General features: G+C 49.5%; 12 protein-coding genes. 4 read left to right on the top strand and 8 right to left on the bottom strand.

The genetic code is table 11. From position 1 onward, the window contains the following. Window position 1: 1 nt before the first annotated feature. The gene (gene pepN, locus F569_RS0107545) at window positions 2-2,614 is read right to left on the bottom strand and encodes an aminopeptidase N (protein WP_026941701.1); all 2,613 of its coding nucleotides are present in this window, start codon (window positions 2,612-2,614) and stop codon (window positions 2-4) included. A gap of 141 nt (window positions 2,615-2,755) precedes the next feature. Between pepN and F569_RS0107550 the strand changes: the two genes are divergently transcribed. Next, window positions 2,756-3,319, top strand: coding sequence for an RNA polymerase sigma factor (locus F569_RS0107550; RefSeq protein WP_026941702.1), 564 nt, complete (start codon window positions 2,756-2,758; stop codon window positions 3,317-3,319). Beyond that, window positions 3,316-6,033: a hypothetical protein gene (locus F569_RS18890; RefSeq protein ID WP_051279552.1), complete on the top strand. Its 2,718-nt coding sequence runs from the start codon at window positions 3,316-3,318 to the stop codon at window positions 6,031-6,033. Before F569_RS0107550 ends, F569_RS18890 begins: the two co-directional genes overlap by 4 nt. 53 nt (window positions 6,034-6,086) lie before the next feature. Here F569_RS18890 and F569_RS0107560 read toward each other — a convergent pair whose 3' ends face one another. The 3 genes from F569_RS0107560 to F569_RS0107570 are packed head-to-tail and all read right to left on the bottom strand — an operon-like array spanning window position 6,087 to window position 10,926. Next, the gene (locus F569_RS0107560) at window positions 6,087-8,126 is read right to left on the bottom strand and encodes a TonB-dependent receptor plug domain-containing protein (RefSeq protein ID WP_026941703.1); all 2,040 of its coding nucleotides are present in this window, start codon (window positions 8,124-8,126) and stop codon (window positions 6,087-6,089) included. 42 nt (window positions 8,127-8,168) lie between these two features. After that, complete coding sequence (locus tag F569_RS18895; protein ID WP_026941704.1) at window positions 8,169-10,505, bottom strand: peptidoglycan DD-metalloendopeptidase family protein; 2,337 nt, start codon at window positions 10,503-10,505, stop codon at window positions 8,169-8,171. A 37-nt stretch (window positions 10,506-10,542) separates the two neighbouring features. After that, window positions 10,543-10,926 (bottom strand): BlaI/MecI/CopY family transcriptional regulator, encoded by a 384-nt coding sequence (locus tag F569_RS0107570; RefSeq protein ID WP_034388027.1) that lies wholly within the window; start codon window positions 10,924-10,926, stop codon window positions 10,543-10,545. 167 nt (window positions 10,927-11,093) lie between these two features. On the opposite strand from F569_RS0107570, the gene typA reads away from it, so the two are divergent. Then, a complete protein-coding gene (gene typA, locus F569_RS0107575) occupies window positions 11,094-12,953 on the top strand; it encodes a translational GTPase TypA (protein WP_026941706.1) in 1,860 nt (619 codons plus the stop codon). A 19-nt stretch (window positions 12,954-12,972) separates the two neighbouring features. Here typA and F569_RS0107580 read toward each other — a convergent pair whose 3' ends face one another. Beyond that, a complete protein-coding gene (locus F569_RS0107580; protein ID WP_026941707.1) occupies window positions 12,973-13,365 on the bottom strand; it encodes a hypothetical protein in 393 nt (130 codons plus the stop codon). 129 nt (window positions 13,366-13,494) lie between these two features. Between F569_RS0107580 and F569_RS0107585 the strand changes: the two genes are divergently transcribed. Continuing rightward, window positions 13,495-14,010 (top strand): CC0125/CC1285 family lipoprotein, encoded by a 516-nt coding sequence (locus F569_RS0107585; protein ID WP_026941708.1) that lies wholly within the window; start codon window positions 13,495-13,497, stop codon window positions 14,008-14,010. A gap of 21 nt (window positions 14,011-14,031) precedes the next feature. On the opposite strand, the gene F569_RS0107590 is transcribed toward F569_RS0107585, so the two are convergent. Genes F569_RS0107590 through F569_RS0107600 form a run of 3 tightly spaced genes read right to left on the bottom strand, consistent with a single transcriptional unit; the run spans window position 14,032 to window position 16,478 of the window. Further along, complete coding sequence (locus F569_RS0107590) at window positions 14,032-14,925, bottom strand: acyl-CoA desaturase (protein ID WP_026941709.1); 894 nt, start codon at window positions 14,923-14,925, stop codon at window positions 14,032-14,034. Continuing rightward, window positions 14,922-15,869: a hypothetical protein gene (locus F569_RS0107595; protein ID WP_026941710.1), complete on the bottom strand. Its 948-nt coding sequence runs from the start codon at window positions 15,867-15,869 to the stop codon at window positions 14,922-14,924. The genes F569_RS0107590 and F569_RS0107595 overlap by 4 nt, the downstream gene beginning before the upstream one ends. Before the next feature lie 30 nt (window positions 15,870-15,899). Then, entirely contained in the window at window positions 15,900-16,478 is a 579-nt protein-coding gene (locus tag F569_RS0107600) for a GbsR/MarR family transcriptional regulator (RefSeq protein ID WP_051279556.1), read from the bottom strand. Window positions 16,479-16,600: the final 122 nt, after the last annotated feature.

The following is a 16,600-nucleotide window of genomic DNA, read 5'->3' on the forward strand; positions in this document are numbered from 1 at the left end:
ACTAACCAAGCGTTTTCGACGCGATTTCCAAAACATTCTTTGAGGGTTTTGATTTTATGACGCGGCGAAGCTGAGCCTTGATCTGATCTTGGCGAGCGGTATCAAGCTTACGCCAGATTTCATAAACGCCCAATAGCCGCGCAGCGACAGAGGGGTTACGGCTATCCATATCTAAAACTTGCTCAGTGAAGAAGTTATACCCTGCGCCGCTAGCATCATGAAAGAGATGCGGATTACTCATGGCAAAACTTCCGAGTAGAGCTCTGACACGGTTAGGGTTTCGCGGATCATATGCATCATGTTTTGTGAGTTGCTCAATCGCGTCAACCCCGCTTGGGTGTTTGCGCCCGGCTTGCACAGCGAACCATTTATCGATCACAAGCGGGTTAGCTTTCCATTTGACGTAAAAGTCTTCCATTGATTGATCCACGCGGCGTCCGCCGAGCTTGTCCAATGTAAGTAAAGCTGAAAGCTCATCCGTCATATTGGTGGCGGCGTTAAACTGCGAAATAGCGAGCGGCGCAGCTATAGCATCCTGACGCGAGGCGAGTAAGTTCAGGCAGCGGTTTTTCAAGGCCCGGCGACCCGCAGCGGCGGCCCCGGGGTCAAAAGGACCCTCATCTTTGAGCGCATGATAAGTTTCTATGAGATCGGTTTTCGACTCATCAGAAATGGCCCGGTTTAGCCAGTCCCCTGCCAAATTCACTGCGATAGGGTCGGACTGAGGCAGGCTTTGCATAACATCCATATTAGAGGGTATTGTCAGGGCTAAAGCTTTGAAATTATTGTCAAATTCAGCATCCAAAAGTGTATGCTTTAAAGCGCGTGCATATCCGCGCAATGCTGTGTCGGGCTCTGGCATCTTGCCGCTTTCAATCGCTTTTGTCAGACTGCCCATAAGTTTACGGGCGAGGGACTGCCCGGCTTCCCAGCGGTTAAAGGCATTGGGGTCATTTGCCATTAATCGAAGCGCGTCTTCCGTCGTCTGATCCGTGTGCAGGATTGCAGGGGCAGAGAAGTCTTGCAAAATAGACAGACTATACTCTTTTCCCGCCAAAGGTAATGATACGTGTGTCTGAGCTGCATCCAGAACCGTTAGTTGCGCCTCTCCAATAGGGCCGTCATCACCAATGGCTTGCCATTTAATTGGCAGAACAACAGGCTTTTTAGTTTTCTGACCGGGCGTAGGTAGAGTCTTTTGTTCAAAAGTTATAACGTCGACGCTGACATTGCTTTCCGAGCTGCGAGTGCGCGTCACTTTGATATGTGGTGTGCCGGCTTGTTCATACCAACGCATAAATTGAGAGAGGTCTTTGCCTGAAGAGGCTTCAAAACTGGCAATAAACTGCTCAACCGTTGCGGCTGTACCGTCTAGCGTCTCGAAATAATGGTCACAGCCCTTGCGAAACGCCTCTGCGCCCAAAAGAGTTTTTAGCATACGGATAAGTTCGGCGCCCTTTTCGTAGATTGTCGCGGTATAGAAATTATCTATTTTGACATATTGATTGGGCCTTACAGGATGGGCGAGGGGGCCGGCATCTTCAGGAAATTGCCTGCCGCGTAAGGCCCGCACATCTTTAATACGCTGTACCGCCGCGCCGCGCTGGTCAGCGGAAAATTCTTGATCGCGGAAAACGGTAAAGCCTTCTTTCAGGCAAAGCTGAAACCAGTCGCGGCATGTAATACGGTTGCCCGTCCAATTGTGAAAATATTCGTGCGCAACAACAGACTCGATACGCTCGAAATTCATATCAGTCGCGCTCTCGCCATCGGCCAAGAGCAGCGCGGAGTTGAATATATTCAGCCCCTTATTTTCCATCGCGCCAAAGTTAAAATCGCGCACGGCAACAATCATGAAGCGGGCCAGATCATATTCGCGGCCAAAGGCCTCTTCATCCCATTTCATCGAACGTATAAGGCTGTCCATGGCATATTCCGCGCGGTGGGCATCACCCGGATCCACATAGATGGTCAGCGGAATTTCTCGTCCGCTCATTGTAGTAAAGCTGTCCTCCAAAAGATCAAATTGACCTGCAACGAGCGCAAAAAGATAGGCGGGCTTCGGGAAGGGGTCTTCCCACACCGCAAAATGCGTTTTCCCGCCATCAATAGAGCCGCTGTCGATCATATTGCCATTGGCTAAAAGGTGCGGATAGTCTTTGAGAGGCGCTTGAACGCGGACGGTAAAGACGGACAGCACATCGGGACGGTCAGGATAATAGGTAATGCGGCGAAAGCCTTCCGCCTCACACTGCGTACAAAAACGTCCGCCAGAAACGTAAAGCCCCATAAGGGTCGAGTTTGCGGCAGGGTTACAGCTATTTTCAATCTCGAGGGTAAAGTGATTGGGGAGGTCATCAATGATAAGATGCGCCTGTGTGAGCTTATAGTCGCTGCGCTTTAGCAAGCGGCCATCAAGTTTGACCGATTTTAAAGAAATCTCATCGCCATCAAGCGTGAGGGGCCCGGCGGCGAGGCGCGAGACTTTTAGCGTGCTCCGAACAACTGTATTTTTTGGATCCAAATCGAAATCCAGATAAACGCTCTCAATTTTGAAATTGGGCGGCGTGTAATCTGAGAGCTTGGTGACAGTTGGGGCAGTATCGGTGCGCATGGGATGTCCTTGAGTGAGGTGCCTAATATGTGGCGGTAGAACATTTAAATACAAGAGCTATTTCAGGGCTTTTGCGGGCGGCGCGAAAAAAATAAAATTATTTCCAAGGATAGCCGTTTCAGATACGTCTTACCCTATAGAATGACAAACACAGAGTGTGATGAAGACCTGGCCGCGCGCGCGGCTTTGGGGGACAAGGCGGCCTTTCGCGTCTTATTAGATCGGCATTATGACCGCGTGTTTCGCGTGGTTTATAGTGTGCTGCGCAATCAAAGCGATGCTGAGGATATCACGCAGGAGATATGGGCGGCTTTGCCTAAAAAGCTAAAGAAATGGCGCGGTGATGCTAAGTTGACAAGTTGGTTGCACCGTATTGCCCTTAATGCCGGAAAAGATGCACTCCGCCGCTCCGCCACACAAACGCGAACTGTGGCAGGCTATGCCGAGATGGAAAACCTGTCTCGGGGCGAGAGTCTGGACACGCAAAAACGCCTCTCTTGGCTTCATGCGGCTCTAGAAACCTTGTCGGAAGATTTGCGCGATACGGCGGCGCTTACATTAGGTGAGGATATGAATTTTGCCCAAGCCGCAGAAGTTTTGGGCGTTGCAGAAGGCACAATAGCCTGGAGGATGAGCGAAATTAGAAAGAGGCTAAAATCATTGGCGTCAAAAGATAACGGATTAGGCAAGGAGGCGCTGGCATGAGTGATGATGAACTAGAAAAGTTAGCGGCTGAAATGCAAAATATGAAGCCGTCCGAGGCCTCTCGTAAGAAGGGCCTTGATGTAGCTATGGCGGCTTTTGACGCGGAGTTTGCGGCTGAGGCTGTGCAAGACAGACCGCAAGAAAAATCACATCGTTCCCAAGGATTAGCGGGCGAGCCGCGTCCTATGTCTCAGAGCACAGCCATTGGGTCTGTGATGACCTTTGGGAGAGACACGATGCGCAAAATCACAGATTTATTTAGCTTTAACGGCAAGGCCGCGATGATGGTAGGCACCTGCGCCGCTGCGCTTTTCGCTACGTCGCTTTATATTCCAAATAACAGATTTGAAGACATGCCGCCAAAGTCAGCGCCCCAGGCTGTAGCATTGGATTTCGAAGCGGGTGAGGATAAAAAGACTGAGCTTAAAGAATTAGCAGAAAGCCCTGTGACAGAGCCGATTGCTGTGAAGCCGCTTCCTGATGCTAAGCCTGACATATCCCCTATTGAGCCTGTTGTGTCAGAAGATGCGAAACCTTCCGAACCAGCTAAGTCTGTTGAGAGTAAAGAGCCTTTAACGGAGACAGCTCTATCAAACGAGACTGAGACTGTGCCCTCTGTTGCCAAAGCTTCCGAAGTTGCGACCCCCTCAAATGTCGTGACGATTGAGCGGCGCGTTGTGAAGACGCCAGGCCGCACAGTTGAGCGCGTCATCCCGCCAGTCACAAAAATGGAAACGCGCCGCATCAGAGATAAAGACGGAAGCTTTAAAACGGTTGAAGAAACTGTGGTTGTCCAAGAGGCCAGTACCGAGCTTGTAATGATACCGCCAACTTATGACACCGTGCGTGAAACAGTAATGATAAATGCGGATGGCACGTCTGAGGTCTTAAGCTCTGAGCCCGTAGCAGCCCCTGAGGGCGGTATAAACTCTATCAGTCATCTTCTCAGGCCTATAAAAACGGACAGTGCGCGTGGCGACACTGGTGAAGGTGAAGCTCTGTTTGCGGCCCCGCCGCCACCTATCGTTGAAAGCTATTCCGCGGATATAGCAGCTGACGGGAGTATTGCTCCCATGGTCGAAGCCACGTCTGAGGCTTCGAGCTTTGATGAAATCGTTGTTACAGGTGCGCGATCTGGGTCTAGCCGTTCGAAGCGAAGCAGCCGTGAAGCTGTAGCGGCTCCTGCGCCGCCTCCCATGCCTGTGACTGCGCCTATGTCAGAAGACAAAGCGCCAGTGCGCATGGTGGAGCGGACCATTCCGGCTGTGACGAAAACGGAAACTAGGCGTGTGATTAAGACGCCTGCCTCAACTCAAGAACGTGTTGTTCCGGCGATTACAAAAGATGTCACCGTTCAAGTGCTCACCGAGCACGGAACCTATAAAGACGTTACCAAGACATTCGTGATTGAACCCGCGCGTGTTGAATATATCTCAACGCCGCCTGTTTATGAAACCGTGACAGAGACTGTGGTTGTACAAGAGGCCATGACCGAAATGGTTGCGATTGACGCGGACGGAAATATCATCCGCTCTGAACCCGTTGTAAAACCCAAGCCAAAGCCCACGCCGCAATCTGGTCTCTTAACGGCGGGGGATTATGACGATGTCTTGAACCCTGACCTATACAAAATTTATTTGGATAAAATGCTCCAAGGAGAGCTGCGCGGCAAAGACTTGCCTTATGTCGATGCGGATCAACGCATCAATATTCGAATTGTCGATAGCCTAGGTCAACCTGTGCCTCTGGCGGATATTACGCTGACCACGTCTAAAAGAAACAAGATGTTTCCATTGCGCACGGGGGCCGATGGCATGGCTTATCTTTACCCTGATTTTGACGGATTAGAGTCGGGCACACGGCTAAAAATATCAGCCAAGGGCTCCAAAACGGTCAGAACAAAATTGACACGCAAAATGATAAATAAAGGCGGCGATCTTGAGATTGAATTGAAAACAGACGCGCAGCCTATTGAGGAAATGGACTTGCTTTTGACCATTGATGCCACAGGCTCAATGGGCGATGAAATGCGCTATCTGCAGTCAGAACTCAAAGCCATTGTGGGCCGCGTAGAAGGAGCCAATCCGGGTATTGATATCCGCACGGGGCTGATTGTGTATCGCGATGTTGGCGATGCTTATGTTGTGCGCGAAGTGCCTTTCACAGGCGATATTGAAGAGTTCCGTAAGGCGCTAGGCGAGCAAACTGCCAATGGCGGCGGCGATACGCCCGAAGCTATGCACACCGCTATGCAAGCGGGACTGGAGATGGACTGGCGCGAGGATGCGCTCAAGGTCAACCTTTTGGTCGCCGATGCACCGCCGCATGACCGCCATATCACCGAGACATGGGAAGCTGGATTGCTTTCGCGCACACGCGGCATTCATGTCGTGCCTTTGGCGGCTAGCGGCGTGGATAAAACCGCCGAGTTTCTGATGCGCTCCATGGCGCAGGTTACAGGCGGGCGGTTCCTCTTCCTTACGGATGATAGCGGCATCGGAAACGCCCATGCAGAGCCCACAGTGGATTGCTATGTTGTCACGCGTTTGGACGGATTAGTGACCCGCGTTCTAAGCAGCCTTATAAAAGGTGAGCGCGTCGAGCCCGAAGCTGGAGAGGTCATCCGAAGTGTCGGCAATTACCGTTCAGGCACGTGTGAGATAGATCCGCAAGATCAAATTACAACGCCGCTCAATGTGAATTACGAAAAGTAAGACACATCTAAGCAAGCGAGAAATGGGCGGTCGGGGGACCGCCCGTTTCTATTTTAAAAACTGCCGCTAAATTCTATATCTAATATTGGGCCAAAGGTGCGCGATTGAAATTCAGTAAAATCCAGAACGCCGCGGTCACGCCTGTCCGTGAAAACCTCGCGCGTAAATTCTTCGCGGGAGTCAATGAGGTTCGTTAATTCCGCTCTTATTTTGATGCCCAGAATGTCTTTATGCTCCAGAAAAGCATAAGTGATGGGGCGTTCTAATGTTGGGTTATCCGTGGTGAAAAGACGAAAGCCTTTATAATCCGCATATTCACGAACGCCGCCGCCATAGGCCCAGTCTGTATTCGGAATATCATGGCGCATACGCGCATGCCAAAATGTTTTCTTATCGCGGCTAAGTTGACGTTTCTCAAAGGTCACGGGATCTTCAACGCGGCTATTGCGCCATTCCACATCAAGATCAAATTGCGTGCCTTTCCAGCCCCATCTATCCCCTTTGATACTGGTGTTAAAATCGATGCCATAACGAATGGCGCTGTCAATATTTCCAACTGCGTCGCCATCATCGCCAATAGGGATACGGTCCACCAGATCCGATATTTGATTGAAATAAGGATTGATATTTATGGTAAAACCTTGGCCGAAATCTTTGTCATATTCGGCCGATAAAATCCAACGTTGAGACGGCACCAGATTGACGTTGCCTGTGCGGTCAATATTATCAACAACGTCAACGGAAGAGATAAAATCAAAAAAGCTGAGCTGATCAACTTCACGCTCAATACGGAAGCGTAGCGAGGTATTTTCTTCGGGTTTATAAGTGGCGAGCAAAAATCCTTTAGGGCGAACAAAATCGCGGGACAGGCCACCTGTTTGCTCCAGTTTTGAATATTCAACACCTGCGGAAAGCTGAACATTCCACTTAGCTGAAAGTTCTCGGCTATGCGTGAGGGTGGCTTCGGCACGGCGTTCTTCAACGCGTGAACTGGCACCATCTAATTCAAAATCAATATAGGCACCGTCTTGAAATGACTGTAAATCAGATTGAATGTCGAGATAATTAAACGCACCCTCGACGCCTAATGTCCAATCTCGTCCCTCTTCAGGGGACCAGCTATATTCACTTCGCGCAATCGTTTCAGCCTCATCCGCGAGGCGGTCAAAGATGGACCCACTGAGCTGCTCGCCATCCAAGTCAAAGACAGAAAAAGCGCTTCGCGTTGGAGAACGTTCAAATCGGTAATAACCAATCGCTTTTAATTTACCAGGCCCGACAGGAAATTCGTAATCTGCGCCGATCTTGGCATTCCATTCATTCTCGCCGCCTGTGAAGACTGTATTTAAGTCTTGGCCGCGATCTGTGATCGCTCTTCGGTTTGAGAGTACGCGTTGAGCCGCATTTAATTTATTATATTCCAAGTTCAAATTGGCGACATGATCCGCTTTAGGTTTCCAGTTTAAATCCAGTGTCGCGCCAGGGCCTTCAAAGTTATAGCGCCCACGTTCGTCGCGGATTTCAAAGAGTGTGCCGTCAGCGGCTGTGAGGGTTTCAGGACCCCAATCACCATTGCGGTTAATCTCATTTCGTATTTCTGCGGAGTAAGTCAAATTTCTCGTTTCGCCTGATATAGTCAAATGAGCATGGGTGAGGCTAGCTTCTTGGCGCTCTCGAAATTGTGGAGCCCAGCTCCATGTTCCTGTTCGGCCTTTGGACGCAGTCACGATATTGGCAACCTGACCGGACAGACCTGGAATATCTAGTGAGGCTCCGTCTTTGATTTCTATGCGCACGACGTTTTCCGCTACGATACGGTTAAGTTGAGACCCGACATCGGTCTTACCTGTTAGCCGCTCTCCATTCACTAATATATTCGCGCCACCTTGGCCCAAACCGCGCCGATTATCCGCGCCTTGCAACTGAAAGCCCGGAATTTGGGCAATCATGTCGAGCGCATTGCGCGGCACATATTGCTCAAAGAAAACGGCTTCAAATGTATTTTCATTTGTTTGGGCTGTAACATTTTGAGCCGTGAAAATTAGGGTGAGGGGTATTGTGGCTGCGCTAAGCAGCTTGTTTATATGTGTCATGAGAGGGGGTCTTTCTTGCGAGACGTATTGTTTTATGAGGCGCTATTTAATTTGCGGGAGAGGGTCGAGCCTTTGGCCATCCTTGCGCAATTCGAAATGTAAATGCGGCCCTGTTGATTGGCCTGTTGAGCCGATACTGCCAATGATATCTCCGGCCTTAACGCTTTGTCCGCGCGACACGTCAATGCTGTTCATATGTGCGTATAGTGTTTGATAGCCACTCGCATGTTTTAGCATGACGCGTTTACCCCACTTATCTGCTGTCCCTGCATATTCAACAGTTCCATCTGCGCTCGCATAAATTCGCTCTCCGACGGCTCCTTTAAAGTCTACGCCGTGATGATAGCTATCCCACAGCTTCCCTTTTTGACCATAAGTGGTCGTGATATGACGGCTCTGGGTTGGCCACATAAAGGCAGGGGCAGAGGCCTTCACTTCAGCGCTAGTTTTGTGAATATGCGTTTTGCTATTCTCATGGTTAAACTCTCCAAAGGTCATATGTGTGGACTGTTTTCCGTTTTTGGACTCATTGACCACATGTGTTGACCCAGGCGTGAGTTCAATTTTTTTGAGGGTCGATTTTTTAATCCCCATATCCGCAAATAATTTGCAATATTTGTCTTCTTTGGAATTTGGAATTGCCACGCCATTAACGACCCAATCATTAGATTTATTCAAGAATGTCACTTTTTCGGACTCAGATGAAATAAAGCCATCTTTCACCAGATAACCATAAAGCGTTTCTCGTAGCTGATTGTAATTAGCATGCTGCTTATTTGCTTTTGCGCGCATTTTCTCTGCACGTTTATTTTGCTCTTTTCTGCGCTGTCTTTGTTCTGCGGCATGTTCACGCTGTTCTGCGGCACGCTCTCTTTGTTCTTCAGCGCGTTCACGCTGTTCTTCCGCGCGCTCAATAGCAGCCTCTACGCGCTCTTCATTGCGTTCGGCGAGGCGTTCAGCTCTTTCTGCAAGGCGCTCGGCGTCGCGTTCTAAGCGGTCCTGTTCGCGCTCGCTCAGTTGATTATTCTCTTCAAAATAACGTTCCATTTCAGCTTCGAAATATTCCATATCAATCTCGAATTGGCTCATCTTTGCTTCGAAGCTTTTTGTATTTATCTGGCCGTTCTTATATAGAGGCGGCTGAGGCATAGCCATAGGCAAGCGGTTTAAGACGCTTGGGTTTTTATCGACATCTCTCCAAGTCCCGTCAGCTAGAACCCAGCGGCGGCCATCTTCTGTGATTTTGACGGTAACGTCCCGCCCATTTAGGCGTTTGGTTTCAAAGCGGTAATTTTCTTTATCCGCTTTGGCATGTTCATAGGTTTTCTGTGGTGCGTCTGTGGGCTCTGGGTGAGCATTAGCTGACGTCGTCGTCGAGAGATAAATGCCGCCAATAAGAAGCGTTGCAATTAACGGCATAAGCAGATGTTCAGGGCGGCGCTGATATTCCGTGGAGCCGACGAGGCGTTTCAGACGTTCCATTAAAGGCGTGTCTTGATCCGTTCTTTTTCCGTCTGCGGCCATAGCAAGGCCTTGGGAGGATAGATTAAGGCGCAAAGCGGCTAATCCGCGAATAAGCGCTTGCGGGTTACGTGATTGAGCTACGGCCAAATCATCACAGGCTTGCTCACGGTCAATATCAATTTTTTTGGATATAAAGTGAATAGCAGGGTGGAAAAACAAGACCGTCTTCACGGCTGTTTGCATCAAATTCACAAGGTAGTCATAGCGGCGAATATGCGCGAGCTCGTGTAATAATATGGCCTCGACTTGTTCGCGCGGCAATCCCATCAGAAATCCTGCGGGCACTAAAACGACGGGCTTTATAAACCCAATCGTAAGCGGCCCAGAGACATGTTCTGAAACATAAAGCCTTACATTTTCAGCTACGCCAGTGTTCAGAACAAGCGTGCGGAACCGATTTTGCCATTTAATGGACACCTCTGTCAGGCCTGTGTCACGGAGCTTACGTGTCATCATATAAGCCGCCAAATATCGCGCGGCCATAAAGGCAAAGCCAAGACACCATAATAATCCCAATAAAGGTGCGGAGGCCGCCGCTGATATGGATATATTCTGAGACGTCAATTGAAGGCTCTCAGGCGCTTTTGTAAATAGAGAGGCCGCTTGGGAAACGGCATCACCTGTAGTGATTTGCGCCGTAGAAGCCGCGGTTGAGCCGCCATTTTGGTAAAGGCCGAATGTCACAAGAAACGCGGCGAAGCATCCGAATAAGCATATGATTTGAAAATTATAACGTAGAGCCGGGCTTGTGTTTTTTGTCAGTCCCCTAAACATCACAACGGCGAGCATGGCGAGCCCCCCTTGCCAAAGACTATGCAATAAAGCCCATCCTAGGCTATCAAATATATGCGTCACTTACGTCTCCCTCGCTTATGAACCCTTGGCACAGGGTTTAGGTGTTTTGTTCCATGTCCCTTAGGAACTGTTTGATTTTTTCAATTTCATCTTCACTAGTTTCAGGCTTGCCAAGCGCATGCATGACAAGATCGGAAACCGAGTTGCTGAAAGTTGTCTCGACAAAGCGGTTAAAGAGATGAGATTTTGTTTCATCCTCCGAAACAATTGCTTTGTAATTATAGGATTTACCTTCGCCGCGCTCGCGCGTCACAAGACCCTTATCAAACATACGCTGAATTTGTTTTAGCGTTGTCGTATAACCCACGTCTTTTTTAGACCTCAGGCGCTCATGTATGTCTTTAACGCTACAAGGTTCATGCTCCCAGAGAACAGTCAATATAGCTGTCTCGGCTGCAGAGGGTTTGATTTTTTGTTTCATAGGCTCTGTGTAACGACAGTTGTCGTTTTGTAAAGTTACAAAAATGACATTTGTCGTAATAGTGGCGTGTTGCCCACGCCCGTAATGTGCCCTCTGAAACTAATCCTTGCCTTTTAGCGCTTATCCGCTAGTGCCTCGCACAACTCTCAAATCTCGGACTTTCCGCTATGACTGACTCTATTCAAACCCTTCGTAATGTGGCCATTGTAGCTCACGTTGACCACGGTAAAACGACGCTTGTTGATAAGTTGCTGCGCCAGTCCGGCACGTTGGATGAGCGCGGGGAGCGCGAAGAGCGCGTCATGGATAGTAATGATATTGAGAAAGAACGCGGCATTACGATCTTGGCCAAGAACACGGCTATTCGCTGGAGCGATAAAAAAGAGGGCACGGATTGGCGCATTAATATAGTCGATACACCGGGTCACGCGGATTTTGGCGGTGAAGTAGAGCGCGTGCTCTCTATGGTCGACTCTGTTGTGTTGCTTGTTGATGCTGTCGAAGGCCCAATGCCTCAGACGACATTTGTGACCAAGAAAGCTTTGGCACAAGGTTTAAAGCCCATTGTCGTCGTCAATAAAGTTGATCGGAATGGGGCGCGTCCTGATTGGGCTGTGGACCAAACATTTGATTTGTTTGACCGTCTCGGCGCGACAGATGAGCAGCTTGATTTCCCCGTTGTTTATGCCTCTGCGCTAAATGGTTGGGCGTCTCATGAAGTGGACACAATTGGCGAAGATATGACACCGCTTTTCGAAGCGATTGTGCAGCACGCCCCTGTCCCTGATGTGGACCCTGATGGCGCGCTACAGCTTCAGGTCTCAGCGCTGGATTATAATAGCTATACAGGCGTTATCGGCATTGGCCGTGTTGTGCGCGGTAAGATCAAGCGCAATTCCCAAGTCATCGTCGCCACGCCGGACGGTGTTGAGCGCAAAGCCAAAGTGCTCTTGCTTTATGGTTTCATGGGCCTTGAGCGTGTTGAAATGGACGAAGTCTCGGCGGGCGATATTTGCTGTTTCACAGGGATTGATAAGCTCGGCATTTCAGACATGATTTGCTCGCCTGATAAGGTAGAGCTCTTGCCGCCGCTATCCGTCGATGAACCGACGATTTCTATGACCTTCCAAGTAAATGACTCACCCTTTGCGGGCCGCGAAGGTAAATATGTGACCTCGCGAAACATCAATGACCGCCTTCAAAAAGAGCTCATTCACAATGTGGCGCTGCGCGTGGAGCAGCTTGACGAGGCCGATAAGTTTCGCGTCTCTGGCCGCGGCGAACTTCACCTGTCTATCTTGATTGAGAATATGCGCCGCGAGGGATATGAGCTCGCTATCTCGCGTCCGCAGGTCATCAATAAGGACATTGATGGTGTCTTATGCGAGCCTTATGAAACGCTGACCGTTGATGTTGAGTCCGACCATCAAGGCTCCATCATGGAAAAGCTCGGTGAGCGTAAAGGCCAGCTTAAAGATATGGTGCCAGACGGGCAGGGGCGTGTGCGCCTTGATTATGAAATTCCAACTCGCGGCCTGATTGGTTTCCGCTCCGAGTTTCTGACCCTGACTTCTGGGACGGGTCTGCTTTATCATAATTTTGATGCCTATAAGCCGCGCACGAAAGCGGGCATTGGCCGCCGCCAAAAGGGTGTGCTGATTTCCAAAGGCGATGGTAAGGCGGCGGGTTTTGCGCTCTGGAACCTCCAAGATCGCGGTAAGATGTTTATCGGTCACGCGGAAGAAGTTTATGAAGGCATGATCGTCGGCATCAATGCGCGGGATAATGACCTTGTCGTCAATGTGCTTAAGGGTAAGCAGCTCACAAATGTGCGGGCAAGCGGAACGGATGAAGCTGTTGTCCTGACGACGCCGATTGATGTGACGCTGGAATATGCACTTGAATTTATCAATGATGACGAACTCGTCGAAGTCACGCCAGAGAGCATCCGCATTCGCAAGCGTTACCTGCTAGAGCATGAGCGCAAAAAAGAAATGCGCCGCAGAGATGCACTGGGAGCCTCTTAGGAGGCAGCCGCCTTAACAGCTAGCGCTTGACCTTGAAAGGTGGGCGCGAGAAGCCCCAGATGGAAGCTGCAGAACGGATAAGTTCTGACTCTTCTTTGACATATTCATTATCGCTAACAGAGATTGCGAGCATAGCGTCATAGATATTTTCCATCTCGACCGTATCTTTAAACCGCGTCAAGGCGCGCAGGATAATCGTATTTTTGCGTTTGCCGCCTAAGTCCTCATTAAGCTCTGCGTGCTTTTTTTCATACCATGCCATAAGTTGAGATTTCGACATGGGCTCTAAATCGAAAAGGTCAATTAGCCCTGCCGCTTGGCGGCAGAACTCGTCCATCTCCGGTTTCCTGACTTTTTTGTCGATTATGACAGTCAGAGCTAAGGGCAAGAGGATATCGTCTAATGTAAACATAGCGGCTACATACTCTCTGAACGCTAGATGAACAAGCCTTTCAAGCGCCGAAAAGCGCCTGTGATTGCCGTTTTACGTTCTTATCTAGATAATATATGACTTATATTAGAGATTTAGCGGAGTTCTGCCATGAAACATCTTCTTTTAACGGCCGGGGCGGCTTTGGCCTTAACGGCTTGTGCCACGGGTCCTTCGGCTTATGGCCCCTCTGACGGACGCTCTATGGGCTTTGAAAACACGCAAATAGAGAAGGACCGTTTCCGCATCGCTTACACCGGACGTTCCGAAGCTGAAGCCAGAGACTATGCTTTACTTCGTGCCGCTGAAATTGCTTTGGCAGAAGGCTACACTCATTTTAAAGTCTTGGGGGGTAACACCTCTGATAATGGCGGCGCGGCGCCGGTCTCAAGCCGTATTGGTATCGGCATTGGTAGCGGGGGCTATGGCTGGGGCCGTCGTGGGCGCGGCACCCATAGCAATGTCAATCTGGGCATAGGCATTCACGATGTTGCCCGCGCCTTAGAGGGATCGAAAGTTACTGAGTCTATCGAAGTCGTCCTCAAGCGTAGCGGCAGCGAAGATCCAAGCGTCTATAACGCCAAAAGCGTTTCAGAAAGCATCCGCCCGGCGGTCTTTGCGGAGTAGTTTATTATAGAATTTATCGGATTATACCCGCCGTAATTCCGCCCGTTGGCTTAGGTCATGCGGGCGTTTTAGGTTGGAGACGAGTCCGATGGCCTCTAGGCTTTGTAATACCCACCAACCAGGGTCAGACTGTCCCTTATAGACTCCAAGCTTTGCACTTTCGGGAAAGGCATGATGGTTATTGTGCCAGCATTCGCCAAATGTAATCAGTCCGCACCAACGCACATTATGCCCCTGAACGGCAGCCCCATCGACTATCCAGTCTTGGTGGCCATCATTATGTGCGAAATAGCCGACGAGCCAATGCCCAAAGATTGAGGCTGTCACGCGGCCACAAATACCCCAAAAGACAAAGCCCCATCCACCCCATAGGTAAAGCGCAATAGCGAGCGGAATTTGCTGCAACATTGCTGTACGTTGTAGCCATATCATGAAGGGGTCTTCTGTTAGTTTTGGCGGGAAGGCAAAGTCAGGGCTGTTTTCAAGATGTAATTTGCAATGCACTTGCCACCAAAAATCTTTGAGAACGGATGCGCCGTGAGAGAAGAAGTCATGGCACTCTGTCTGCCGCTGTGCCCAATCACGCATATCATGTGTGCGCATCATGGTGAACGGCCCGCCTAGTCCCACAAGCGTTCCGAGATAGACGCCCAGACGCTCAAGCCATTTCGGGCAATCAAAGCTGTCATGAATAAGCTTGCGATGCATACCCAAAGAGTGGCCGCCGCAGAGAATAATGGCACAAAGCAGGAAGAAAACCGCAACTGCCGTCCACGAAAAGAAGAGACTGCCGCCAATAATCCACCCTATTGCCATGGCCGAAAACCAGAGCGATTTGGCGGGGCTCCAGCGTACTCTGCCGTCATAGCAATTTGTATCAGCACTATTGATAACGCGATCTGTAATGTCCCTCATAACGCGCCCCTTGCAATGACGTGTTGTATTAAATATTCGCCGCTCTCGGTGATGGCTGATTTTTGTAGTGGGCCGAAATACCATGCGGGGTCTAATTCGCGGCGGTAATGTATCGTCAGGCTTATTTGTGTGCGGTTGGCATTTAAGGGGTTTAGCTTAATATCTGTGCCGTGAATGGTCAGGTAATGCGAGAAATAACTGGTATCTTTGACAACTTCCGTCTGGATATGAAGCGGCGTCACAGAGGCGATTTTAAGCCAAGTCTCGCCTGTTTTTACATTAAACCCATCGTGCCCCCAACGTTTATATTTAAAATGAGCCTTATGAATATCCCCTGTGTTTAATGAGCCCGCCTCAACATGGGTAGGGAGCGGAAATAAAGAGAGAAAAGTGCTGCGCTTAGCGTCTAGGTGAATAGGCTGAGATAGATTCCTATGAATTTGTTCTGGTGTTAAGTTGACGATTTGAGTGCGCGTAAGGCTGTGTTCGCGCTCCAGACTTAGCGAGGCATTGATGCCTTCGAGAGATAGAACAGCAATTACAATGGGCACGAAGGACACGCGAAATACATCAGCTGTATTCTTCGTGGGGTATTCTTTCGGTGCGAAAGCAAAGCCTATGATAGCGAAAATGATATAAATTGGCATGAACATAAGCACGCAAATAAAGCCCTCGAAAAGAAGAGCAGATGTCGCGAGCATAACAATCATGGCGCTGAACATATGCCGCGCAAACCTCTGCCAGCGATAGCGTCCCTGTGGCTGCGGCATGAAAATATAAATCACAATCGCCACGCAATAGGGCACCAAGCAATAGAGCAAGCTGCTATGGGCGAAAGAGGAGTCCAAGATCAGCCGAGTAATCAAAAAGAAGAACCCTATGATGAGAAGGTAACGCACCCAAACAGGTTTAGGGCCGCCGATAAAGAGAGTTTTTAGGCTCATATGAATTCCCTATATTTTAACTTTGGGCGGTTAGTTCTTCTTCCTGCCAATATTTAGAAGCCCGACAACACGGTCTCCCATGCTGATGAGCTTGGTAAGTGTCGAGGTAGGCACTGACTGCATCTGCTCATACCAACGGTCCATCGTCGCCGTGAAGTCTTGCATGTCTTTCAGGCGATTACGCTGTTCTTGGGTTACATTTGAGTCGCCTTCAGCCGCAGCAAGGCAATAGGTAAGGGTCTCTAGCGCGGGGTCAATTTCGCGGGCCTTTCGAACTGCGGCAATGCGCTTAGCGACCTCCCACACGTCTGTTTCAGCTGTGAAAAAATCACGGCGATCTCCGGCCACCGGGACGCGGCGTATGGTTTTAAAGGCTAATAACTCTTTTAAAGAGTTAGACACGTTGGACCGTGCTACGCCGAGGCAATCTGTAATTTGTTCGGCATTAAGCGGGGTCTCCATAATAAACAGCAGCGCGTGAATTTGCGCGACAGTGCGGTTCACGCCCCATGTCGTGCCCATATCACCCCAATGAAGGATAAAGCGCTGAACGGCCTCGGGCAAATCATCTAATTTTGTAATATCTGTATATTTTGTTATTTCTGTCATAACAGAAATATAGGAAATAAGACTATAAGAGTCAAGGGCTGTAAGTCTGCTTTTAAGATGTAAAAGAAAGAGGGGACTTTAAAACCATTCCGTCTTTTCAGCCGTAATTAAAGTCAACATAT

Source organism: Hellea balneolensis DSM 19091 (assembly GCF_000428525.1).
Classification (GTDB): domain Bacteria; phylum Pseudomonadota; class Alphaproteobacteria; order Caulobacterales; family Maricaulaceae; genus Hellea; species Hellea balneolensis.